At 51.0% G+C, this 23,620-nt stretch carries 17 protein-coding genes; 2 read left to right on the forward strand and 15 right to left on the reverse strand.

Annotation, left to right across the window (positions count from 1 at the left end; translation table 11 throughout):
* Window positions 1–3: 3 nt before the first annotated feature.
* The 4 genes from addA to AC3WRW_RS06530 form a co-directional block, all read right to left on the reverse strand.
* Window positions 4–3,975, reverse strand: a complete 3,972-nt coding sequence (gene addA, locus AC3WRW_RS06515) for a helicase-exonuclease AddAB subunit AddA (RefSeq protein ID WP_492545530.1) — start codon at window positions 3,973–3,975, stop codon at window positions 4–6.
* A 25-nt stretch (window positions 3,976–4,000) separates the two neighbouring features.
* Window positions 4,001–7,528: a helicase-exonuclease AddAB subunit AddB gene (addB, locus tag AC3WRW_RS06520; RefSeq protein ID WP_492545531.1), complete on the reverse strand. Its 3,528-nt coding sequence runs from the start codon at window positions 7,526–7,528 to the stop codon at window positions 4,001–4,003.
* Between the two features lie 180 nt (window positions 7,529–7,708).
* The gene (locus AC3WRW_RS06525; RefSeq protein ID WP_492545532.1) at window positions 7,709–8,827 is read right to left on the reverse strand and encodes a citrate synthase; all 1,119 of its coding nucleotides are present in this window, start codon (window positions 8,825–8,827) and stop codon (window positions 7,709–7,711) included.
* Window positions 8,828–9,575: 748 nt separating this feature from the next.
* Window positions 9,576–10,949: a class I SAM-dependent rRNA methyltransferase gene (locus AC3WRW_RS06530; RefSeq protein WP_492545533.1), complete on the reverse strand. Its 1,374-nt coding sequence runs from the start codon at window positions 10,947–10,949 to the stop codon at window positions 9,576–9,578.
* Between the two features lie 124 nt (window positions 10,950–11,073).
* Between AC3WRW_RS06530 and AC3WRW_RS06535 the strand changes: the two genes are divergently transcribed.
* The gene (locus tag AC3WRW_RS06535) at window positions 11,074–12,072 is read left to right on the forward strand and encodes a Na/Pi cotransporter family protein (RefSeq protein ID WP_492545534.1); all 999 of its coding nucleotides are present in this window, start codon (window positions 11,074–11,076) and stop codon (window positions 12,070–12,072) included.
* 96 nt (window positions 12,073–12,168) lie between these two features.
* Here AC3WRW_RS06535 and mtaB read toward each other — a convergent pair whose 3' ends face one another.
* From mtaB to prmA, 4 genes are all read right to left on the reverse strand, one after another.
* Complete coding sequence (mtaB, locus tag AC3WRW_RS06540; RefSeq protein WP_492545535.1) at window positions 12,169–13,509, reverse strand: tRNA (N(6)-L-threonylcarbamoyladenosine(37)-C(2))-methylthiotransferase MtaB; 1,341 nt, start codon at window positions 13,507–13,509, stop codon at window positions 12,169–12,171.
* Window positions 13,510–13,514: 5 nt separating this feature from the next.
* Window positions 13,515–14,282, reverse strand: a complete 768-nt coding sequence (locus AC3WRW_RS06545) for a 16S rRNA (uracil(1498)-N(3))-methyltransferase (RefSeq protein ID WP_492545536.1) — start codon at window positions 14,280–14,282, stop codon at window positions 13,515–13,517.
* Between the two features lie 124 nt (window positions 14,283–14,406).
* On the reverse strand, window positions 14,407–15,078 hold the full coding sequence (locus AC3WRW_RS06550) for a site-2 protease family protein (RefSeq protein WP_492545537.1): 672 nt from the start codon (window positions 15,076–15,078) through the stop codon (window positions 14,407–14,409).
* 10 nt (window positions 15,079–15,088) lie between these two features.
* Window positions 15,089–16,063 carry a 50S ribosomal protein L11 methyltransferase gene (gene prmA / locus AC3WRW_RS06555; protein ID WP_492545538.1) on the reverse strand — a complete coding sequence of 325 codons (975 nt, stop codon included), beginning with the start codon at window positions 16,061–16,063 and terminating at the stop codon, window positions 15,089–15,091.
* Between the two features lie 235 nt (window positions 16,064–16,298).
* Here prmA and AC3WRW_RS06560 point away from each other — a divergent pair, with 235 nt between their 5' ends.
* Window positions 16,299–17,105 carry a glycerophosphodiester phosphodiesterase gene (locus tag AC3WRW_RS06560; RefSeq protein WP_492545539.1) on the forward strand — a complete coding sequence of 269 codons (807 nt, stop codon included), beginning with the start codon at window positions 16,299–16,301 and terminating at the stop codon, window positions 17,103–17,105.
* Between the two features lie 66 nt (window positions 17,106–17,171).
* Here the strand turns inward: AC3WRW_RS06560 and AC3WRW_RS06565 are convergent, their stop codons facing one another.
* The 7 genes from AC3WRW_RS06565 to dnaJ form a co-directional block, all read right to left on the reverse strand.
* The gene (locus tag AC3WRW_RS06565) at window positions 17,172–17,447 is read right to left on the reverse strand and encodes a hypothetical protein (RefSeq protein WP_492545540.1); all 276 of its coding nucleotides are present in this window, start codon (window positions 17,445–17,447) and stop codon (window positions 17,172–17,174) included.
* A gap of 1 nt (window position 17,448) precedes the next feature.
* Window positions 17,449–17,598, reverse strand: coding sequence for a YfhD family protein (locus AC3WRW_RS06570; protein WP_492545541.1), 150 nt, complete (start codon window positions 17,596–17,598; stop codon window positions 17,449–17,451).
* 79 nt (window positions 17,599–17,677) lie between these two features.
* Entirely contained in the window at window positions 17,678–18,475 is a 798-nt protein-coding gene (locus AC3WRW_RS06575) for a hypothetical protein (RefSeq protein WP_492545542.1), read from the reverse strand.
* Window positions 18,476–18,492: 17 nt separating this feature from the next.
* Window positions 18,493–19,707: an ABC transporter permease gene (locus AC3WRW_RS06580; RefSeq protein WP_492545543.1), complete on the reverse strand. Its 1,215-nt coding sequence runs from the start codon at window positions 19,705–19,707 to the stop codon at window positions 18,493–18,495.
* A complete protein-coding gene (locus tag AC3WRW_RS06585) occupies window positions 19,704–20,381 on the reverse strand; it encodes an ABC transporter ATP-binding protein (protein WP_492545544.1) in 678 nt (225 codons plus the stop codon). Before AC3WRW_RS06585 ends, AC3WRW_RS06580 begins: the two co-directional genes overlap by 4 nt.
* A gap of 84 nt (window positions 20,382–20,465) precedes the next feature.
* Window positions 20,466–22,196: an alkaline phosphatase gene (locus AC3WRW_RS06590; RefSeq protein WP_492545545.1), complete on the reverse strand. Its 1,731-nt coding sequence runs from the start codon at window positions 22,194–22,196 to the stop codon at window positions 20,466–20,468.
* Window positions 22,197–22,438: 242 nt separating this feature from the next.
* The gene (gene dnaJ / locus AC3WRW_RS06595; protein WP_492545546.1) at window positions 22,439–23,554 is read right to left on the reverse strand and encodes a molecular chaperone DnaJ; all 1,116 of its coding nucleotides are present in this window, start codon (window positions 23,552–23,554) and stop codon (window positions 22,439–22,441) included.
* Between the last annotated feature and the right edge of the window lie 66 nt (window positions 23,555–23,620).

Below are 23,620 nucleotides of genomic sequence, written 5' to 3' on the forward strand. Positions count from 1 at the left end.
GCTCTACATTTCCAGCAATCTCGCCCCGTCAAAGAAATACAGAAACTTGCCGCTGATCGGCCGCTTCCAAATATGTTCCACAGCCCGTGAATACAGCGATATTTGCTTCTCGTAACGCAACTGAAGCTCGGCATCGCTGCTGCCCTTCACGGCATCTGTTTTATAATCCACAAGAACGAGCCCAAGCTCGTCTTCAAATAAACAATCGATAACACCTTGAATCAGCACCGTCTCACCGGTCGTGGAACGATCGATTCCTGCATACACTTCTTCCGCAGGCAAACCATAGCTGAACGGCACCTCACGCTGCACATTTGCGGCCTGTATCATCCGCCTGCCAATCTCCGTCGCGAAAAATTGCAGAATCACAGGAATGTCCACAACGGCGCTTTGCTCCACGGTAAGGGTTTGCTTCTCCAGCATCCCGTTTAACGTGGCTTGAACGCTGGCTTCCGTAGGTATTTCCTGCAAGCTGAGGTTCTGCATCACCGCATGCACAATCGTTCCTTTTTCGGCAGCGGTTAATTTCTTTTCTTCCATAAATCTAGGTCTGCGCCATACGGTAGAAGCGGTCTTCTCAGTAGCTGCTGCTGCGCCGGCTGATCCCTCTAAAGCCACAGCAGCACTGCCAATAGGAAGCTCCATTTCATCCGCAATGCGATTCATCTCCGACAATCGTTTGATTTCGGATACGGTCGTTTTGGCAAAAAGCTTTGGCGCATCCGGGTACATATAGTCCCAAGCAAGCCTGTCATCCAACCAGCTTTGCCAGTCGCCTGATGCCGCAACAGCTTGCAGATGACGAATATTTTCCATCCGGCCTGCATCCGGCGTATAAGTTTCCTCTTCCAGCGATTCAGCCCCTTGCAAGCTCTCAGGCAAAATAACCGTCAGCTTCCACTTGGAATCATCGTGCAGCAGCCGCACGCCAGAGGAGGCCTCGCTGATCCCCAGCCGCTCTCTCCATAACGTGCTGTCCGGGTGACGAAGCAGCGCAGGGCCTACCCAATCGAGATAGCTCTTGGCTTTGGCCAGTTCAAAGTCCGGCAAATACCAGTCGCTTCTGGAGAGATGGCGTCCCCAGGCACGCAGCAATTTTTCCAGCGATTTCACCGTTCCCAGTAAATAAAGCTTCTCTCTGGCCCGTGTCAAAGCGACGTACAAAACCCGCATTTCCTCGGCTAGAAGCTCCAGCTTCATGCGTCTTTTGATCGCCAGCGACGGCAAGGTCGGATAGCTGACGCGCAGCGCCGTATCTACAAATCGCGGTCCGAAGCCAAGCTCCTTGTGAAGCAGGAACGCTTCGTTCAAATCCCGTTGATTAAACATTTTGGCCATGCCCGCCACGAAAACGACAGGGAATTCCAGACCTTTACTTTTGTGAATGGACATAATCCGCACAACATCCTCTTGCTCGCCGAGCGCACGCGCAGTTCCCAGATCGCCGCCGCTTTCTTTCATGCGCTCAATAAAACGAAGGAACCGGAACAGTCCGCGCAAGGACGTGCTTTCATATTGCCGGGCCCGGTCATACAAAGCCCGCAAATTCGCTTGTCTTTGCATGCCTCCCGGCAAACCTCCGGCGAAATCATAGTAGCCCGTCTGGCGGTAAATTTGCCAAATTAAATCGGCCAATGAGCCCTGTCTCGCTTCATTTCGCCACGCTTCCAGCAGCGTTAAGAAATAGCGAAGCTTCTGGCATAGTGCTTCATTGTCTGGCGAACTTTCACCATTAACGAGCTCTAGCACAGACTCATAGAAAGGCACCGATTTATCCGCAACGCGAATTTGCGCAAGGTCTTCCGCCGAGAGCTGAACGACTGGCGATCGCAGCACCGCAGCCAGCGGGACATCCTGATACGGATTGTCGATAATCTTCAATAACGAAAGCATCACTTCCACTTCCGTTGCGGAAAAGTACCCCGTGCTTAGCTCTGCATAGGCAGGTATTCCCTGCTTTTTAAGCTCCTCGATGAGGATTGGCGACCATTGCTGGGTAGCCCGCAGCAGGATCACGATATCCCGGTATGTGGCAGGCCGGTCCCCGCCCGTTCTTTTATCAAAAACCTGAAAAACTTCCTGTCCGTCCGCACCTAACAAACCTCTGATTTGACTCGCGATCGCCCGCGCCTCCAGCTGCGCTGTTTCGAGTTCTTGCGCTTCCAGAACAGGATCGGCAGGAGTCACTTCCCCCTGACCCGAAGAGTCCGAAAACTCTTCCTCCTCATCTCCCGAAGCCGAAGAATCCGCCTTATCCGAAGCATCGCTGCCACGGTCGATAATCATCATTTCTACCGAGCAATCCGAAGCCGATGGCGGGTATCCCGCTCCATACACAAGTTCAGCCCGCTCATCGTAGGCGATTTCACCGACAGATTCATTCATGATTTGTTTGAACACAAAATTCACGGCATGCACAACTTCAAGGCGGCTCCGGAAATTCCGCGCCAAATCGATACGACCGCCGGGAGAAGCGTTTAACGCCGTTTCATCTTTATTGGAACGGTAAGCCTTGTACTTTTCCAGAAAAAGTCCCGGCTCTGCAAGGCGAAACCGGTAAATACTTTGCTTCACGTCACCAACCATAAACCGGTTCCCGGGCTTCGTATTCGAAATCAATTCGACAATAGCCTCTTGTACGCGATTGGTGTCTTGATATTCATCCAAAAGCACTTCCGCAAATTGATGTCGGTAAGCAGCTGCTGCTTCAGAAGGCACCAATTCACCCGGAATCGAACCCGGGGCGCTCAAAATTTGCAGACAGTAATGCTCCAAGTCGGCAAAATCGATCAAACCTTTCGCTTGCTTGCCAGCTTGGTATCGCTCTCCGAAATCGACGACCATATCGACCAATGTATGCAGCAGCGGCGCCATCTCAGCGATCTCCTGATGAAACTGTTCCGGCGTTCGGCCGAACAGCTCTTCCTGAATCGTTTTGATTTGGTCCTTGGCTTTATTGCGAAGCTCCTTGACTTCTTCCTGCATATCTTTGTCGTAGTCATCGCCCCGGCAAGCCTTAAGCTTGCCAAACTCGACGGTTTGAAACCCCAGATACAAAACGGACCAGGGATAAGTGGTCGTTTCCAACAAATTGTTCACAAGCAGAAGGTCCTCGTGCAAATTGTCCAAATACGGTGCTGGCCCGCCGGGCGCTTCCGCGATGTCTATCGCTTGGCGCAGCAAGTCCGCTGCACCTTCCAAATCCAGCGTCAAGTCGCGAATCAAACTCTGCTCCCAGAGCGAATAATTGGCTGGCGCAGCGGCAGCCGCAACGTAGGGCAAGGCCTCCAAAGCGAGGGGAGCCGCTTCTTCCGTCCCCTCCAGCGCAGCAGGCGCCGGCGGCCCGAACATCGAAGCCGTCGCTCTCAGCCAGTGCTCCGGCCACGGATGACTGCGCGACACATCATACAGCTTCTGAATCAGCTGCATGATCGCGTCGTCGTTGCGCTCGCCGCTGAACGAATCAACGAGCCGCCAGAAGGCGCTGTTCTCTCCGCTTGCGGCGTAATATTCCTCGAGCATGCCGCCTAGCAGGTCTTGGCGAAGCAGCTCGGCTTCCGTTTCATTCGCGATCCGGAAACCAGGATCCAACCGAATGACGCTGAAGTAGCGCTGCACGACTTCCAAACAGAAGGAGTGCAGCGTCGTAATTGAAGCGCGTCCCATTAACGCGAGCTGCTTCCGCAGATGCTGTGAATGCGGCTGCTTCATCAATTCTTTTTCCAGCGCATCGCGAATCCGGTGCTTCATCTCGGAGGCGGCCGCTTTGGTGAACGTGGCGACAAGCAGCCGATCCACGTCCACCGGTTCCCACTCATCCGAAATTCTGCGGATAATCCGTTCTACGAGGACCGCCGTTTTGCCTGAACCCGCAGCTGCAGCGACAAGCATATTTTGCCCCTTAAGTGTAATCGCGTCCCATTGATCGTCCGTCCATGTACTTCCGGGAGGCTTAGGCTGCTGTTGTTTATTCATGAAGGGTGTCTCCTTTCCGGCTTGATTAGGCCTTGACATTTTGCTCCAATTCGGACCAAAGCTGATCTTTCGCCCGCTGTTTCAATAGGTGTACTTCATTGCCTTCAAACAAGGGATCAAACTGGCAAATCGATTTATAGGAGCAGTGCAAGCAGGCGGTTTTTTTGCCTAAACGGTAAGGACTGATGTCCACGTGACCATCTGTAATATCGGTTCCGATCTGCTTGACTTGTTTGCGTACATATTTGCGAAGCGTGTCCCACTGCTCGTCGGTTGCTACAGAGGAGCTTGCGTAGAAGCTGCCGTCTTTCTTCAAGGCTACCGGAATCAGCTGGGAATGACCCGCGCTTTTCAGCAGCTCGTCATCCATCAAACCGGCCACTTCCGCATCAGCGGTAATCAAGCCTTTCATTTTATAACGTTTGCGCAGTTCTTTCTCAATTTGATCAAGATCCAACGCATTTTTCTGCTGAAGCATCGGGTTATGTACATGGAAATACAGCACGCCCGCCGGCTTAGCCGCAATGCCCAGCCACTGCTCGGCATGCGTAATAATGACGTCCAGATACGTCAGCATTTGGAGCGACAGCCCGTAGTACACTTCGGATAACTGCAAAGAAGTCGAGCTCGATTTATAATCAATGACGCGTAAAAGAACGCCCTGCTCACCTTCTGCGCGATCGACCCGGTCGATTCGGCCGATAATTTCCATCGTACAGCCATTTTCAAGCTCAAAGGTCAGAGGCGGCAATTCCTTTCCAGGTCCAAAATCAATTTCCAAACCCAGCGGTTCAAACTGCCCGTGCTTCGCATGTTCGCCAAGCACGACAGCTGCCCGGCCTACGACCTGCTTCAATTTGCGCGCAATATAGGCATACCGGCTTGAACTGAGCAAAATTTCGCCCTGCAGCCTTGGCGCAAGCTCATCGACAACCTGTGCGGAACGCTCCATGCACTGTTCAGCCGTCAGGGAGCCCCAGTCGAGTTGATCCTGCTGCAGCTTTTGGACAAACTGGTTCAAAGCCGCATGGAACAGCTGCCCGATATCCGGGGCATCCAGCCGGTACACCCGTCTTTCCTGCAGTCTTAAACCGTGGGAAACAAAGTGGGAAAAAGGACACGCCACATACTTCTCCATTCGGGAGACGCTCGCCCGCAAATTTTGACCGTATAACAGCTTGCTTGTCCGGGGGCTAAGCCCCTTTTCTTGATTCGTATATAACAAAGCCTGAACGACCGATTGCAGCTTCATCTGCCAAATGGGCTTATTCGCAAACCAGTTGTACGTTTCCCACCACAGGTTATCGATCCGTCCTCCCAGCATCCAATGCTTCATGCGGACAGCCAGATAAGAAATCGCTTGATTCGGGTGGGCGATGTAAGATGACTGCTCCTGTGCGGAAGCTTCATTGGACGGCTCTGCCAGCATAAGCGGCGCTTCTGTCCCCGGGAAAAGCTGACGCATTTGTTTAATCAGCTCGGAGGGCAGAAGCGATTTCCCTTCTTCATCAGCTAACGGGTAGCTCATCCACAACCTCTTGCCCGGCACCGTTAAGGAGGTGTACACAATAAACTGCTCATCGAGCAGCTTGCGGCGGCTGCCGTCCGCCATCGGTAAACCCGAATCGGTCAGAACGGTTCTTTCCGCTTCCGTCAGCACCCCTTTTTCCACCATTTGCGCCGGGATAACGCCATCGTTCACACCCAATATGTAAGCATAACGGATACCGCTGGAGCGCGTACGGTCCATGCTCCCGATGAGCAATTGATCCATCGACGGCGGGACCAGGCCAAGCTTCATGCTTTCCATCCCCGTCTCTATCAGACCGTTAAACAATTCCAAAGATAGTTCGTCTTCTCCCATCGTCTCGACCAGTTGATCCAGCATGTCCATCACACTGTCCCACATTTGACCATGCTCTCTCGCTTTTTCAGGTTTGCCTTCGGAGATCGCCTGCTGGCTCCATGCTTCCAGTTTGTCCGGCGCTTGTACCGTTACCAGCAGCTCGTACAACGCTGTGACTTGATCTTTGACCGATTTGGCCTGCTGCAAAGATTTGGCAAAAGCAAGCAAAGGTCTGACAACCCAATCTTTGCTCGTATTCAGCGCATCCAGCTCCGCCGTTTGCTCCTGAACCTGGCTATCCGCTTGCTCCAAATTGGCCCGGAACTTAAACGTCCATGGCTTGCCATCCGTCCAACGATAGCCTTGAATACCGAATGCAAGCACATAATTCTCTAATTTATCCAGCTCTGTCCGCTGATCGGCAGCTTCTGCCGGGATCAACAGATCGGTCTTAATGCAGCGGAATACAGCATCGTAATGCCAATTATGCTGTACGACTTCCAGTGCCGAACGAATAAACTCAACCAGCGGGTGATGCAAAACGGAACGTTTTTGGTCAAAAAAGTGCGGAATCTCATAATCCGTCAAAATGGCCTTCAGCAAATCCTGATACCCTTCCATATTCCGTACCATAACCGCAATTTCCCGCCATCGCACGCCCTGCTCGCGAACGAGGTGCAGCATATCGCGAATCGCGCCCTCTACTTCCGCACGGCGATGAACAGCTTCCTTGATAACGAGTTGATCGCTCAACTTCTCGCCAGGTGCCGGTTGGTAACGCCGTGCCGTTCCGCCAATACGGCGATCGAAATGGCGCTCCAAATAGCCAAGAGCCGGACTATCCTCATAGCGCGGAGAACGCTCGGGCGCTAGCAGATGGACTTCCGCCTCCTTTAGCCCCAACTGCCAAATCATATCCTGCATGCGGACCATCGTCGTTGCCGTAGGGTGAAATAAATCGAGCTCATCCGGCTTATCGCCGGCCTGCAGCTCTCGATCCAAGCAAAGCGTCACGGTCACCTGCTTGCAATGGGCAAATAACGCGCCAAGTACGGCAAATTCCTGCGGTGTGAATCCGTGGAAGCCGTCGATCCATATGGAAGCTGACTTCAAATAGGCAGAGTTCGGAATTTGCTCCGCCAGCAGCGTCAAATAATCCTCGCCGTCCAAATATTGGCGTGCCAACTCCGCTTCAAACTGGCGATAAACCAGTTGAATATCGTGCATCTTATCGCGCAGCAAACCGCTTTCCCCAAGCGAAGCTGCGCGCTTATTTTCATGCTCCGCAAGCCGCTCGGCTGTTACGCAATACCGCTTCATTTCCGTAAACAGCTGATTGAGCCGATCCACAAACCCCATCTGTTCAGCCGAATGGCCAAACAGTCGAAGCTTCTCTTTGTATTTATGTAAGATGCTGGTTAACAGCAGTTTTTTGCCTGTATCGTCAATCGGCAATCTCGCGGTGCCGCCTTCTTCCTGCATGACCCGCCATGCCAAACGGTGAAAACTAAGCACTTGCGCGCGAATCATCCCGCGAATGCCGGGATCCGAGACCAGCGCATGCTCCGCTTGGAAGGTTGCCTGCTCAGGCACCAATAAAACCAGCGGGTGGCCTTCCGGCTCCTCGGCCAAATGCTGCTTCATTTCCGCCAAACAACGTTCGCTCTTGCCACTACCGGCTCTGCCGATCACGAATCGAATAGACATACAGGGCCTCCTTCAAGCTGCTCAAAAGATATCAATCTCATCTATTCTATCATACTTTTGGTAGAAAAGAGGGGTGGCAGATGATGGGCCTAGAGGAGACATGACAAAAAAGCCGCCCCCCGATACCCATGAATAATCATGACAGGGAGGACGGCTTTTTATGTGAAATTTTGGCGGGGGTTAAGGACGATCCAAAAGCGAAGCCGGCAGCTCGCCGACATACACCGATTGCGGCCTGAAAATCCGGTTGCAGCCGGCCTGCTCCAATACATGCGCCGTCCATCCGACGATCCGGCTCAGCGTGAAGCTTGGCGTAAACAGGGATGTCGGTAGCGCAATGGCCCGCATTACCGCTGCGGCATAAAATTCCACATTCACATACAAGTTTCGTCCTGGCTTATATTCACGCAGCAGCTCGACAGCCATCTTCTCTACATGGACGGCCAAATCAAACCATGGATCTTCAGAAGCCAGCTCCTGCATAAGTTGTCTAAGCGCTTCCGCTCTGGGATCGCTTGTTTTGTAGATGCGGTGACCGAAGCCCATAAGCTTTTTGCCGGCTCCGAGCTCTTCCCGCAACCAAGCTTCCGCCTGCTCTTTAGTTCCGATTTCATCCAGCATCTGCAGCACCTCCGATGGCGCTCCTCCATGCAGCGGCCCTTTCATCGCGCCAATAGAAGCACATAGTGCAGACGTGATATCGGATTGCGTAGAAAGCACGACACGACCTGCGAATGTGGAAGCATTCATCCCGTGTTCCATCGCTAAGATGAAATACGCCGTTAACACCTTCACATGAACGGTCTGCGGCTTGGAACCTGTCAACATGTACAAGTAATTCGCAACATGATCTAACTGCGGATCGGGCTCAACCGGCTGAAGCCCTTGCGAGCGCCGGTAGTGATACGCAATAATCGTTGGCAGCAAAGCCGTATTCGCCAGTATGCCTTCAAATTGCGGCGGCCAAGCAGACTCCTGCCCGCTGCATGTTCCCAAGACGGAAATGGCTGTCCGAAGGACGCTCATCATTTCGCTTTCTTTCGGCAGCAGGTCCAGCACAGCCTTCAATTCGGCAGGCATCGTGCGATGTTCGGCCCATTGCTTTTGGAATGTATGAAGCGCTTCCGCAGAGGGCAGCTCCCCGTGCCACAGCAAGTATGCGACCTCCTCAAAGCTCATTTTCAGTGCCAACTCTTTCGCTTCATACCCGCGATAAACCAGATACCCGTTCTGTCCATCGACCAAAGACAATTCTGTTTCTGCTGCTACAACGCCGTCCAAACCGGTTACGGATGCCATATCGTCATTTTCCTTTCGATGTGAAGTGTGAACCTGCTTTACTTCATCATATTCGAAGGGGACTGCTTCATCCAATTGGCGTTTTCTTTCGTTTCGATAAACAAAAAGATTCAGCCAAAATAAGATGATCACATTTGTTTATGTAACTTCCGCTGGCGCATGGCGTCGATCAAGCCCCACCCTTGCTCGTAGAATCGGCTTGTGAACCCGCCTGCCCACTATCCCGCCTACGCTGCATTTTGTGCAATGAAAACTACCGATTAACCCAGTTCGCATGTCGTATCGTGTACAAAATACAACCAAATGACTCCAGAACTAGGCCATTCTCGCATATTCACGTGAAATCGTTGCATTTTGTACAACGAAACGCGCCTCTTGGTGAAAAAGAGGATGAAATCGTTGTACAAAATACAACATACGCGGGATTTGAGCAAGCAGCAGTGGCTATCAACAGCCATTTCTATGACCTGTGAGGCAGCCCTTTGTGCAGATATACTTCTGCGGTCAAAATATCGGAAAATCTCCCTATAATAGGACTGCAGAAGCTTATCAGACTCTTTTAACAGGAAAAACTCCCACTGTTTGCGCCGATTTCATGAGATTTCTCTGAATCCGGTCACATTAACGGGAGTTTTTCCTACAATATTCCCTACGAGGTCATCTTCCGATCCATTTAGAAGGATTTTCCAGTTATTTTTTATAATGCGCGCCCCGTTAAAAATCTGCTTATGAGACAGCTCAGCTCAGCTTATTTGCTCCGCACTTCAAAAATAGCGAATTTCAAGTAATGCCCCTCGTCCACGCCGAGAATGCGCGGATGATCCATGCCGGCTCCGCGGAATTCAACCAAGCGCAGAAGCTTGCCAGCGTCCGTCGCCGCCGCATGAATCGTCTCTAGAAACAGCTCCGGATGCATGTGATACGAACAGCTCGCGGTTACAAGGTACCCGCCTTCGTTCACGAGCTTCATCCCGTGCAGGTTGATGTCTTTATAGCCGCGGCATGCGCCTTCAACCGCACTTTTGGTTTTGGCAAAAGCAGGGGGATCGAGAATGACGACATCCCACGTCCTTCCGCCTTCGGCAACCGGTTTGGAGGTATCGACCTTCGCCTGACCGCCGCTTCCGGCGTTGGCACGCAATTTACGCTCATCCAAGCCTTTGACTTGGGTCCGCAAATACTCGAACGCATCGGCAACGACAAACTCTACGCGGTCTTGAAAACCGTTCAAAGCGACATTCGTTCGTGCGCTTTCGATGGCATGCTCGGAAATATCCAGGCAGGTCACTTTTTTAGCGCCAAACTTGCACGCATTGAGAGTAAAGCTGCCTGTATGCGAGAAACATTCCAGCACGGAAGCGCCGTCCCAATAGGGGAAAGTGACGACTTTGCCGTTGGCATTGACGGGCAGCGTTTGCATCGAGCCTTCATGCTCTACTTCTTTCCGCTCAATCCCGCTGCGATGTCCCCAGCCTGTCATCAGCGGAGCGATAGCTGCGCGATTTTCTCTCTGGTCGAAAAAGTAGCCCGTTTTCTGCCCTTCCTCAATGTCCACTCGGATGCGCAAGCCGTTTTCCAAAATGTCCACATGCTTCGGACACTGTCCGTATAGTAAGCCCTTCGTTTGCTTTAAGCCTTCCAACTCGCGAATCGGCACGTCGCTGCGCTCATAAATGCCTGTCGGCTGCACAACTTGCGCTAATGCGGCAACAATTTGCTCACGGCAGCGATCCATACCCATGGTGAGAATTTGCACAACGAGCGTATTCTCAAACTTGTCGACAATGAGCCCCGGCAAAAAGTCCGCTTCGCCATAGACCAAGCGGTACGATTGCGCATCTTTCACAAAACGGCTGCGATGCTGCAAGCAGCGTGTGAAGCGCTCGACGAAAAAGTCCGTCGTCATTGCCTCAAGAGGCTTGTAGGATACGATTCGGACCGTAATTTGCGATGCCTCATTGTAATACCCCGTCGCCAAATATTGACCGAGATGCGATTGCACTGGAACAAGCTGGCCCGGCACAATTTCCCCTTCAACCCGCTCTATTTCACTTTTGTACACCCATGGGTGACCTTGCTCCAAACGCGCTTTCCGTTTCTTCTGTAAAAATACTGATGCCATATTTATTTTAGCCGTCCTTTGTGTGAAACCGTTCCTTCGCCCTGCTGCTTGTCATGCTTGTCTGTACGGTCACATATATTGATTTGATAGTAAAAAAAGTGCGCTTACGAGGGAGAACGAAATCATGATACATACGATTATTCTGCCTGTGGTCACAGGCTTAGTGTTATTTCTGTTCGGCATGAAGCTGATGGAAACGTCGCTTCAGATGTGGGCCGGCCCCCGCCTTCAGCTATGGCTGGAGCGGTTTACCCGCACCCCGGTACGCGGCCTCGTCACCGGCACGGTCCTAACGGCAGCGCTGCAGAGCAGCACAGCCATCACCGTGATCGCCATCGGCCTTGTCAGCGCCGGCGTCCTGACCTTCCCGAGAACGCTGGGCGTCATTCTCGGCAGCAACATCGGCACCTGCCTCACCACCGAGCTGATCGGACTCAGCCTCGGGGGGATCGGCGTGCCGATCCTGATTGTATGCGCCAGCATCTGGATGGCGAGCTGGCTGGCCGGGCCTTTGCCGTCCTTTGCGGCGCTGCGGCAACATGCTCCCTCGCCGTCCGCCGGCCGCGAGTGGCTGCGCAGCGTCCGCTTCGGGTCGCTGGCGGGCGCCGGGTTCGCTCTCGTGCTGCTCGGCATCGAGATCATGCAGACGATCGGGCCTGCGCTGCAGTCCCGCGGGCTTTTCGCCTGGTTTGTCCAGGAAGCCCAGCAGAGCCTGCTGTGGGGCATTATCGCCGGCGCAGCCGTCACGGCGCTGGTACACAGCAGCGCTGCCGTCATCGGCATGGCGATGGGCCTCGCCGCGATCCAAGGCATCCCCGTCGAGCTGGGCATTGCCATCACGATCGGCGCCAATGTCGGCACCTGCGTGACGGCATTGATCGCCGGGATGAGCTCCTCCCGCGCCGGGCGTTACGTCGCCTGGTCGCATATCCTTCTCAACGTCGGGGGCGCCCTCCTCTTTTACCCCTTCATCCACCAGCTTGTCAGCGTTTCAGCCATGCTGGCGGATGACGCATCGGCGCAAATCGCCCGCTCGCAGACGATTTTCAACGTTGCCTGCTCGCTGCTCGCTTTGCCTTTTTGTTATCTGCAGGTGTGGAAGCGCCTTGAGTTCCGTTCCTAACTTGCACCGCTGCGGTTAATAGAGAAAACCTCTAGCGCGGTCATTCAAAGATGAGCGACCACGCGTAGAGGTAGGGGTTACCGCCAAAAAATGCGACTACAGATTTACGACGGATGCTGTTTCTAGGACACGAACCAATTGGCCTTTGCTTTCATTCACGCCGGCTTCCGTTACTTTGACGCGGCAAACTTGGCCGATCATGTCCTCAGAGCCTTCGAAAACAAGCTGTACATAGTTATCGGAGTAACCCATGTACAATCCGCTGTCAGGAGCGCCTTTGTAAGCACGTTCCGGAATAACTTCCAGCACTTGACCGACAAACTGCTGCGCATACGCCAGCTGCATTTTCTCGGAGAGATCGATCAGCTCGTGCACGCGCGTATTTTTGATTTCCTCATCCACTTGATCCTCCATCCGCGCAGCAGGCGTGCCTGTCCGTTTGGAATAAGGGAAAACGTGCATTTCAGAAAATTTCATGCGTTCCATAAATTCAACGCCGTTACGGAACATTTCCTCGGTTTCGCCAGGGAAACCTACAATCACGTCCGTCGTAATGGCAACATCCGGCATAATTTCATGCAGGCGCTCAATTTTGCTGGCAAATTCGGCTGTCGTATATTTTCTGCGCATGCGCGCTAATACACGATCGTCTCCCGCCTGCAAAGGAATGTGCAGATGACGGCACATTTTGTCCGAGGATTTCAAAACCTCGATGACTTCGTCGGTAATTTGGCTGGCTTCGATCGAAGAAATACGGATACGTTTCAAACCTTCGACTTTGTCCAGATCCCACAGCAGCTTAGCCAAGCTGTAATCTTCAATATCTTCGCCATAACCGCCGGTATGAATACCCGTCAGAACGATTTCTTGATAGCCGGCAGCTACCAGCTGCTCCGCCTGCGCAATAACGCTTTGCGGCTCACGGCTGCGCATCAGTCCGCGCGACCAAGGGATAATGCAGAACGTGCAGAAGTTGTTGCAGCCCTCTTGGATTTTCAAGAAAGCTCTGGTCCGATCCGCGAAGTCAGGTACATCCAGTTCCTCGAACTGGCGTGTTTTCATGATGTTACGCACCGCATTGATCGGTTGGCGATCCTGCTCAAACTGTTTCACAATCGGAATAATTTTGTCACGGTCCTGCGTCCCGATAACCATATCGACACCCGGAATCGCCATAATTTCCGCAGGTGAAGTTTGCGCATAGCAGCCTGTCACCGCAACAATCGCTTCCGGATTGCGGCGAATTGCCCGGCGAATCATTTGGCGGCTCTTTTTATCCCCCGTATTCGTCACCGTGCACGTATTAATGACGTAGACATCAGCCGTTTGCTCGAAATCGACCTGCTCGTATCCCTCATTTTTGAAAAGCTGCCAAATGGCTTCTGTATCATAGAAATTAACTTTACAACCTAGTGTATGAAACGCTACCGTTGCCATAACGCTTATCCTCCCATCTCTCCGGTTTCATAGAAAAGACACGTAAGACCTACCATAGCAGCAGTCTCCGTGCGTAAAATGCGTGCCCCCAGCGACACGGAACGAAAGCCCGCCTCTTCGGCCTGCTTGATTTCCTGCTCCGTAAATCCGCCTTCCGGCCCGACTGCAATAACGACTTTGCTTCCTTGTCCCAATTTGCCGGCGGCTAGCGCGCCCTGAATGGCAGGCCTCAATTGCTGCCCGTCTTCCTTCTCGTAGCAAATCCAAGCCACGTCAGCTTCCTTGGCTCGCTGCAGCAGCTGCTTCCAAGAATAAACGGCTTCCACCTGCGGCACACGATTCCTGTGCGCTTGCTCCGCGGCTTCTTTGGCAATTTTCTGCCAGCGTTCCGTCCGCTTCGCTTCTTTCTTGGCATCATACTGCACAATCGTACGTTCCGATAAAAAAGGAAGAAACCGGGCTGCCCCGATCTCGGTCCCTTTTTGAATAATCGTTTCCATCTTGTCGCCTTTGGGCAGGCTTTGGGCAATCCACACCTGAACAGCCGATTCGGCGTCCATAGGCAGTTCCTCTACAATTTCCGCGGTAACCAGCCCTTTATCTAATTGGGAGATCCGTACGAGTACTTCGCGGTCTACGCCATTACTGCAAATAACTTTGTCTCCGATGTCTGCCCGCATCACTCGCATCAGATGATGTGCGTCGTCTCCTTCGATGGTGACGGTCTGATTGCCGGAGTGAAACTGCTCTGCCGGAAGAAAATAACGCTGCATAGTCAAAGCCTCTCTATCTTCGTTCATTTCAATGTGTCGTGTATCGTAAGTGAATTCGTGAATCTTCCACTCACCATCATACCTTTTTTGCACCAGAAAAGCTACAAAGGGATGAACTTGGCAGTTACATGCCGAGAATCCATGCAATTGGTCTAGAGAAGAGCTTGAGAATGTCATAGCCTAAGCCTAAATATGGATCTAAAGTTACTCGTCTTAACGGCCCAACAAAAACAATTAACAAAAAGATCACAGATGCCCATTGCTCAAATTTAATTAAAGCTTCACTATGTCGTAGATTAACTACGTCTTGAATAATCCGATAACCATCTAATGGTGGAATAGGAATCAAATTAAATAAAAATAGCCTAATATTAATAGTTAACATTAATTCAAGAAACAGCGAGATTGCGTCGCCGGTTCCCTTGTCCATTCCTTTAATCCAACCGTATTTCTGAAAAAGCGCTATGACAAATAAACTAATAAATGCCAGAATCAAGTTGCTTATCGGTCCTGCCGCCGTTACGATAATCCCCATCAAACGGGGATTTTTGAAATTTCCACGGTTTACAGGCACAGGCTTCGCCCAACCGAAACCGGCAATGAGCAGCATGATCGTCCCGAAGAGATCCAAGTGAACCATAGGATTAAGGGAGACCCTGCCGAATTGATAGGCCGTAGAGTCTCCTAATTTATAAGCGCTATACGCGTGAGCGAATTCATGAATGGTAAACGAAAGCACAAGCACCAGAATGACAAAAGGCAGCGTGCTCCAGTCATAAAACAATAATCCTCCCATAGATGGACACCTACAGCTTTCTAGCTACGATCACAACCCAATTCGAATCATAGTTTTTCTCTACAATTGTGAATTTGGCGTCAACCAGCGCTTTTTCGACTAGCTCTTCCTTAGCGGTAATAATACCGGACGTAATGTAATAGCCACCTTGCTGCAGCACCTCATAGACATCGTCAACAAAGGTTACAATAACTTCAGCCAAAATGTTCGCGACAACGAGCTGCACCGGAACCGAGACGCCAAGCTTGTCAGCGCCTTCTGTTGCGCTTTCCTTCAGAACGCCGAGCAAGTCGCTCAATTTGACCGTAATTTTGTCTTCAAGTCCATTTTGCTTCGTATTGTCTTCGGCACTTGTTACAGCGACAGGGTCCAAATCCACAGCCAGCACATGCTTGGCTCCGAGCTTGGCGGCGGCAACGGATAAAATACCGGAACCGGTTCCTACGTCAATCACATCGTCCCCCGGCTGGAGCACGCTCTCGAGTGTTTTCAAGCACAGCGACGTCGTCGCGTGTGTGCCTGTTCCGAACGCCATGCCTGGATCAAGCTCCAAAATCAGCTCATCCGGCGAAGGTGTGTAATCTTCCCATGTCGGTTTAATCGTTAGACGGTCTGTAATGCGGATCGGTTTGAAATATTGCTTCCAAGCATGCGCCCAATCCTCGTCATCCACTTCTCTTAATTCATAAGTCGGATTGCCCGTATCGATATCATAATCGCTCAGTTGTTCAACGGAAGCCTTCAGATTAACCATAATAGGTTCCATGTCTGTTCCATGATAAAAATAACCTTTGATCACGGCTCTTCCTTCCGGAATATCATTAAACGGCGTTTCGTACAATTGGCCGAACGACGTATCCCGCTCCTTGTTTAATGTCCCCGATTCTTCAATGGAGACGCCCCCAGCGCCCAATTCATGAACAAAGTTCGTAATCATTTCTATTGCTTCTTCTGTCGTATGTACAGTTAATTCTTGCCAAAGCATCGGTATTGCTCCTCCTGTCGGTTATTCCCTTCGCAAAATAAGCCCATCGGGGCTATTTTCACAGATCATTGTACTACACTTCGCTTCTTGGGTAAAATAGGCTGCATGAAAGCGCTATATTTTATTGTTTTCTTAATATCTTCCTAATACATTCATGCTACTTTTGAATAAAGGTGGATAGCAGTTAGCAATGGCCATTACCGCCCTCATACTATGCTGGAATGGAGTCTTCCCTATGGTCAGAACACTACTTATTTTTCTTATTATTGTCGGGCTGGAGCTCTCGACACCTTTTGCTAGCGCCACTTTACTGGCTAACAACTACAGCCAAGTTACCGCTCACCGCGGCAGCTCCCAAAAAGCGCCTGAGAACACGCTCAGCGCCTTCCGCCAAGCTATTGCGGATAAAGCCGGCTTTGCCGAGCTTGACGTGCAAGAAACGTCGGACGGTGTCGTTATGGTTATGCACGATGACAATGCGCGCCGCACGACAGGAATTAATAAAAACATGTGGGAAGTCACCTCGTCTGAGCTGCTTGCAGCCAGCGCAGGCAGTTGGTTCAGCCCTAAATTTAAGAATGAACGCGTCCCGACCCTCGATGAAGTGATCGATCTGGCCAAGGACCGTATTAAACTAAATATCGAATTGAAAAATAACGGGCATGTCAAGCAGCTCGCTGAAAAAACCGTTGATATCATTAATGCCCACGGATTTGAAAAGCAATGCACGGTAACATCCTTTGATCCCGGCTTGCTGCATAAAGTAAGGAAACTGAATCCGCACATTAAAACGGGTCTTCTTATCGGTCAGAAAACCGATATGGCCGCGATTTGGGAGAGTCCCGATTATGATGTGATTTCCGCAGCTTATCCGATGATTAACGAACAGTTTATGAAGGAAGCCGCTGCGCACAATAAAGAAGTTTACGCTTGGACTGTCAACGATGAAGACGTGATGAAGCGTATGCTCAAGCTTGGCGTCACAAGCATCATTACGAATGTTCCGGATGTCCTGGTTCGATTAATGAACGTGCTGATTTAAACGGTTCATACAAACAAAAGCATCTATGGCTCGCGGCATTCGCGGGAAATAGATGCTTTTTGCAGCTTATATGGAGCCGCCGGCGTCCTCAATGACACGGCATGCTTGCTCATACACGGAATCGTCAATAACCGCAGCCAGTATGATATCCAGGCCAACTGCATTGACATCTCCGTCTACGCTCAACATGCTGTCCGCCATCGCGGATTCGAATCCGCGTCCGATATCGTTGTCAAACCGGTCCACCTGCACATCGGCGGCTCTAAGTGCTTTCAGCTTGGCTGCCGCGCCTTCGGCTTGCTCAGGAGAATGAAAATAAGCAAGAATGGCTCTCTCTGCCATGTTAACTTTCTTCCTGTCTGTGATCTGCGGCTTTCGCCCGCTCTGCAGCCTCGAAATCGTCCCTGTCTGCAACCTCAGCCGCAAATTCTACGTCCTCGTTCTTGGCAACCGGCAATTGACTTTGCTTGTCTTGGCTTTGCTTCGGACTCATCTTTGAACCTCCTAAAAGCTATCATAGTAAAATCCAGTTTTTAGTTTGCCAAAGACCGTTCTTTTTATACAAAAGCCAGCTATTCCTTTATTTTCTCGAAGGATGCATCGTAAAGACGGAACATCGTCTTATAGCCCGATTCATCGAGCTTTACTCCGACATCGAGCTTGCCTTTAATGAGCAGAGGGCCGGAGGTGTACCGGAGCTTCACATCGTCAGGCACAAATACGATCATAATTTTGTTCCAATAGGTTTCATCTCCGTTGTCAAAAGGACATTCGGCTCCCGGTTTCGGTATGAGCAGAAACCAATGCTTGTCAAAGGAAAGCACTTCCCCCATAAACCCTTTGATTTGAACGCTTTTGCCGCTCATATCCCAGAAGCGCTCAGACGGCCTATCCTGCTTGTCATTATCAAAAAATTGATCCCAGTTTATTTCGTTCGGCGATGAAGCCGCCGGCTTCGCAGGCTTACCCGTCTCATCCGCCTTAGGCTTCGGCTGGGCGCCAGGTGCCGGAGCTGCATCAGCTTTGACCGCCGCAGGTTCAGCTGCGGGAGCTGAGCTAGGCACGGCTTTTGGCGCATCCGCAGCCTTGGGAGACGGAGGCGCCGCTGACTGCGCAGCTTTCATTGATGCTGCCTCTGCAGCTTCCGCAGTTGGCTGGGGCGCTGCAGTTGGAACCGCAATTTCCGGCGCAGCCGAAGATGCGGGCTTGGCGGCTGCCGTTTCCTCGGCACGCAAAGCGGGCGCGGTGGTTGCTAGCGCCGCCGTTTCCGAGCTGCCAAAAGCTTGACCGGCGGTGACCGCTTGCTTTTGACCGCATCCTGCAACGAGCATGACTGCGGCTAAGCTCAGTAGATATAACCTTTTTTTCATCCATCTCACCTCAAACTTCATGACTTAAACAATTGCAAAGGGTCAACACGATAGGCTTGCAGCGCCGGTCCTATGGACGCAACTACGCCAATAGCTAACGTTCCTGCAATAAGCAGCCATTCTCCCTGCATGAACTGCCAGGATTGCAGCTGCAGGCCTGTAAATTCAAACACAATGTCACGGCTCAAATAACCGCCTATATGGCCTGCGAGAATCCCGCACACAAGTCCAATCAACGTAAGCAGCAAACCTTCTCCGATCAGCGAAGACCAAATAAATCCTTTTGATTTTCCGATTAAACGCAGTAAAGCCACGTCTTTTTTACGCTCATTGACAGCTGCAACAAGAGAAAGCAAGATGGAAACCGCCGCCAAGAAAATACAAATCACGGTTACGACGCTTAGCGCGCTTGTCCCTTTATCTACGACGTTTACGACATCAGCCACCGCTTTGCTTGTATAAATCGCTTGAACGTTGCTCATTTGCCCGTACTTCGTCTTAATGGATTGAGCTCCGATCAGCGTCTTAGGCTTAATTAAAATAGAAGTAACTTCCCTATGCTCCCCGTCCTGGCCCCCGTGAACAGCCCAAGCATAATCCAGCGTCGTAAAAACAGCTCGATCGTCAGACGTAAACAGAGGAGGCAAAATGCCAACTACCGTATAGCTAAAGTTGTGATGATGCTCCTCTTCCTCCGTCCCTTCTTCCTCTTCCGCTTCCTCCAAACCTTTCACCAACCCGTGCGCGCCTTGAAACTTATCCCCAATATGCAGCCCTAAGGTGCTCGCGACATGAGAACCGACAATCGTTTCGCCAAGCTTTCCATACATGTTCCCTTGAGCCAATTGTTTGTCCGAACCATAGCGGGTTGCAAAATAGCCGGGTTCCATCCCTACAATGGGAAATCCATTATAGTTATCCCCTGTCGTCATCGCGAACGCGCGATCAACAGACTCATCTTTACGCAATTCATCCAGCAAAGCGTAAGGCACATTCCCTGTCGGAGCGCCGACATGATAATACGTGTTCAGCGCAAGCTGCGATGCGCTTCCCTTGGCACCGATCGTTACTTCGAAAGGGCCGTAGCCCTTCTCAGCTCCTTGCTCCAGCCCTTCGCTGCAAAGCAGCAAAAAGACGACCAAAGCAGCTGTAACCGTTACCGATATAACAGTAAGAAGAGAGAGCGTTTTCCGGTGAAGCATGTTTCTCCAGACTAACCCGATTATTTTCATACGGCATTTCTCCTTGACACCTCGTTAATCTCTCCGATATGCACACGCTTCGGATACATTTCCGCTAAATGCAAATCATGAGTAACCGTTACAAGCGTAAGCTTCTCTGACTCACAGATGTTCAGCAGCAAAGACATGACCTCGCCTGCCGTCTCCCAGTCTAAGCTCCCTGTAGGCTCATCGGCCAAAACAAGCTGCGGCTTGGCGATCAGCGCGCGAATGATCGCAGCTCTCTGCTGCTGCCCTCTTGACAGCTCATACGGCATATGATGTTGGCGATCCTTCAGCCCGACTCTGTCAAACCAATTATCCAGCTGCTCTTTCGCTTGCTTCTTGGACCATTCTCGCGGAATGATTAGCTCCACATTTTGTCTGGCGGTCAAGGACGATAGCAAATGAAAATCTTGAAAAATGTAACCGACATGCTCCGCCCGAAAACGGTCTCTCTTGCTTTGCGAATACCCGTGAAGAGGCAAACCGTTCACCCATATTTCGCCTTCGTCCGGAATCATAACGCCGCTCAACAGATGCAGCAGCGTGCTTTTGCCGCTGCCGCTCGGACCGAGCAGAGCTATTCGTTCACCTTGCCGGATCTTCCACTGAGGAACGTTAAGAATCGATAAGCGCTGTCCATGCATCGTGAACGATTTGGAAATATTGTTCATCTCAATCATAGATGTCCTCCATATTCATAGGTCAAAGATAGGAAAAGAGGACAAGGGAAGCGTGTTCCCCTGTCCTTTATTCCTTACTATCCTCTAGTTTTTCACGATGCGCTCGTTAACGGAATCCCATGTCATCGTTTTGCCAGTCAACGTGTTGAAAGCTTCCAGCGGCAGATACAGCTTGCCATTGTCTACTTGGCCAACCAGTGTGCTAGCCGTTCCGTTTTCCGTGATCGCGCCGGTTTCAACAAGCACCGAGAGCTTCTGGCTGCCTTTGGACAGCGTAACTGTTTTCGTCGCTTCGTCCCATGCCACTTGAATGTCTAAAGCTTCAGCCAGTGATTTCGCCGTAAACAACGTCTTGTTGTCACGCGTCACTTTGAAGAGCGGATACAAGTATTTGTCTTGCAGTTCTTTCGTCGCAGCGGCCAGGTCAACGCCAATTACTTTCGCACCGCTTTTTGCGATATCTGTATTATCGACATCACCTTTGACCAAGGAAGCGATAGGTCCATAAGCCCATACGCCAACGTCTACGCCAGTATGACCATGTCCTGTCCAGCCAACAGCCAATCGTTTGGAAACAACGGCATTGTAGCCGCCAGCGCGTCCGTAAGAGGAACCGTCACCTTTCAAAATCAACGCAATTTCCTCGTCAGACAAATCTGTGAAACCAATGTTATCGGCAACGATTTTACGCACGTCATCCGCGGTTTGCGCAGTTTTCAAAATAGCGTCCAAATACTCATAAGAGTGCTTTTGTTTATTGAACAAATCTACATTCAACTCGTACACGTTGTTGATCCCTAAGGACAAACCGCCTGTTTCATGGTCAGCCGTTACAACAACGGAAGTGTTGCCGTCTTTTTTGGCGAAATCAACCAATGTTTTGAACGTGGCGTCAAGCTCCAGCATTTCTTGAATGTTGGCAGGAAGATCATTGGCGTGGCCAGCGTGATCGATACGGCCTTGCTCAACCATCAGCACGAAACCATCTTTGTTTTGCGATAAAATATCAAGCGCTTTTTGCGTTAATTGCGGCAAGCTCGGCGTATTCGCATCACGATCAAGTACATAAGGAATCTCATTCATGGCAAAAAGTCCGAGCGCATGATCCGCTGTTGCAGGGATTGCGTCCAATCCTTTTTTATCAAACGCCGTTGTGTAGCCTTTAGCTTCGAAGTCAGGAATAATATTTTTATCCGTACGTTTACCTTTTTCGTCTTTCGTCACAAAGTTCACTTTACCGCCGCCGAAAAATACATTGACACCGCTAGCGAGGTATTGGGAAGCGATGGCATTCTGGTTGCTGCGTTGACGAACATGGGATGCCCAAACCGCAGGAGTAGCGCCGACAATGCTGTCTGTTGTAACAAGGCCGGTTGCTTTACCTTGCTTCATCGCGGCTTCAATGATCGAACCAAAAGGCTTGGCGACGTCGCCGTTGGAAACGCTGATTGCGTTATTGTATGTTTTATTTCCTGTAGAAAAAGCTGTTGCAGCTGCAGCTGAGTCCGTGACAGCACCGGATTCCGATGTGTATGGACCTGCTTGCGAGTATGTAGTTGCTTTACCGACATAATATCCGCCATCAAGCTCTAAGCGGTCTTTATTTAAAAACTTTTTGGAGTAATATCTTGCTGCCGTTACTTCAGCCGGCCCCATGCCGTCACCGATCAATACAATCAAATTCTTCGATTGCGCCGGCGCCGCAGGTACGGAAGACGGAGTCGTTTCAGCTGCTGTTGCTACGCCTGCTACGTTTAAGGCCAGTAAGGAAAGCGTAAGACCGGAACCCATGATTTGTTTCAAGCTTTTTTTCAAGTTGTATTCCCTCCAAATATTAAGAATCTCACGTTATCTATCATATCGTTCATAGATTAAGAGGACGTTATCCGGAAGTATTCGCTATGTAAAAGATTCCATATAATATTTGCTGAATGTAAACAAACCTAAAAAAGGGGATTCTTTCCTAAATGCCAAAAAACACTCCGCCTGGTATTTTCAACAGATCCGAGATCTGCGAAAACTCCAAGGGAGTGTTCATATTCTGGGAGAAGCCCCTTCTAGTCGCCTAAGAAGGCTCTTTTCATACGCTCGAAAATCGATTGATTTTGCTCATGCGTATGCTCGCCGCTTTGTTTGCCGAACTGGCGCAGCAAATCTTTTTGATCTTCGCTCAAATTCGTCGGCGTTACGACGATCACTTTCACGTGCTGGTCCCCTTGACCGAAGCCGCGCAAGTGAGGAACCCCTTTTCCTTTTAAACGGAAATACGTGTCGGTTTGCGTGCCTGCCGGAATCTTGAGCTTCACTTTCTCCGTCAGCGTAGGAATTTCGATTTCATCGCCAAGCGCCGCCTGCATGAACGTTAAAGGCACTTCGCAGTAAACGTCATTGCCTTCGCGTTCGAAGAATTCATGGGACTTCACGCGAATAACAACGTAAAGATCCCCTGACGGGCCTCCGCGCGTGCCGCTTTCACCTTCGCCGGATACGCGAAGCTGTGCGCCGTCATCCACACCTGCTGGAATCTTGATGTGAATAGTGCGCTGTTTTTTCACTTTGCCGGCGCCATGACAAGTTCCGCATTTTTCTTTGATGATTTTGCCCGTGCCGTTACATTGATTACATACGCGGCGGTTAACAATACGGCCAAACGCCGTATTTTGTACGACTTCCTGCTGACCGCTGCCGTGACAGCCGCCGCAAGTTTCAGGCTTCGTTCCCGGCTTAGCGCCAGATCCTTGACACGTATCGCAATTTTCCGTTCGCGGAATGTGAATGTCGGTTTCTTTGCCGAAAACAGCTTCCTTGAACTCAATCGTCATCGTGTACTGCAAATCGTTTCCGCGCTGCGGAGCGTTCGGATTACGACGGTTCCCACCGCCGCCACCGCCAAAGAACATATCGAAAATATCGCCAAAACCGCCGCTGAAGTCCTGGCCGCCCATACCTTGGTTCGGATCAACGTGGCCAAAACGGTCATATTGGGCTTTCTTCTGATCATCGCTTAGCACATCGTAAGCGTCTTTTGCTTCTTTGAATTTATCTTCCGCATCAGCAGCTTTATTCACGTCAGGGTGATACTGACGCGCCATTTTACGGTAAGCCTTCTTGATGTCTTCTTGCGAAGCATCCTTGCCGACCCCAAGCACCTCGTAATAATCACGTTTACTCATTGTTCCACTCCCATGTTCAAGACTACAAACGGAAAGTCAAAGCCACGGAGAACCCCCCGCTGGCTT

This window comes from Paenibacillus sp. FW126-R14 (assembly GCF_058789495.1).

What these genes read in the sequence shown, in the direction of transcription:
- addA (WP_492545530.1), bottom strand. Translation starts at nt 3,975, where the DNA reads ATGAATAAACAACAGCAGCCTAAGCCTCCCGGAAGTACATGGACGGAC.
- addB (WP_492545531.1), bottom strand. Translation starts at nt 7,528, where the DNA reads ATGTCTATTCGATTCGTGATCGGCAGAGCCGGTAGTGGCAAGAGCGAA.
- AC3WRW_RS06525 (WP_492545532.1), bottom strand. Translation starts at nt 8,827, where the DNA reads ATGGCATCCGTAACCGGTTTGGACGGCGTTGTAGCAGCAGAAACAGAA.
- AC3WRW_RS06530 (WP_492545533.1), bottom strand. Translation starts at nt 10,949, where the DNA reads ATGGCATCAGTATTTTTACAGAAGAAACGGAAAGCGCGTTTGGAGCAA.
- AC3WRW_RS06535 (WP_492545534.1), top strand. Translation starts at nt 11,074, where the DNA reads ATGATACATACGATTATTCTGCCTGTGGTCACAGGCTTAGTGTTATTT.
- mtaB (WP_492545535.1), bottom strand. Translation starts at nt 13,509, where the DNA reads ATGGCAACGGTAGCGTTTCATACACTAGGTTGTAAAGTTAATTTCTAT.
- AC3WRW_RS06545 (WP_492545536.1), bottom strand. Translation starts at nt 14,282, where the DNA reads ATGCAGCGTTATTTTCTTCCGGCAGAGCAGTTTCACTCCGGCAATCAG.
- AC3WRW_RS06550 (WP_492545537.1), bottom strand. Translation starts at nt 15,078, where the DNA reads ATGGGAGGATTATTGTTTTATGACTGGAGCACGCTGCCTTTTGTCATT.
- prmA (WP_492545538.1), bottom strand. Translation starts at nt 16,063, where the DNA reads ATGCTTTGGCAAGAATTAACTGTACATACGACAGAAGAAGCAATAGAA.
- AC3WRW_RS06560 (WP_492545539.1), top strand. Translation starts at nt 16,299, where the DNA reads ATGGTCAGAACACTACTTATTTTTCTTATTATTGTCGGGCTGGAGCTC.
- AC3WRW_RS06565 (WP_492545540.1), bottom strand. Translation starts at nt 17,447, where the DNA reads ATGGCAGAGAGAGCCATTCTTGCTTATTTTCATTCTCCTGAGCAAGCC.
- AC3WRW_RS06570 (WP_492545541.1), bottom strand. Translation starts at nt 17,598, where the DNA reads ATGAGTCCGAAGCAAAGCCAAGACAAGCAAAGTCAATTGCCGGTTGCC.
- AC3WRW_RS06575 (WP_492545542.1), bottom strand. Translation starts at nt 18,475, where the DNA reads ATGAAAAAAAGGTTATATCTACTGAGCTTAGCCGCAGTCATGCTCGTT.
- AC3WRW_RS06580 (WP_492545543.1), bottom strand. Translation starts at nt 19,707, where the DNA reads ATGAAAATAATCGGGTTAGTCTGGAGAAACATGCTTCACCGGAAAACG.
- AC3WRW_RS06585 (WP_492545544.1), bottom strand. Translation starts at nt 20,381, where the DNA reads ATGATTGAGATGAACAATATTTCCAAATCGTTCACGATGCATGGACAG.
- dnaJ (WP_492545546.1), bottom strand. Translation starts at nt 23,554, where the DNA reads ATGAGTAAACGTGATTATTACGAGGTGCTTGGGGTCGGCAAGGATGCT.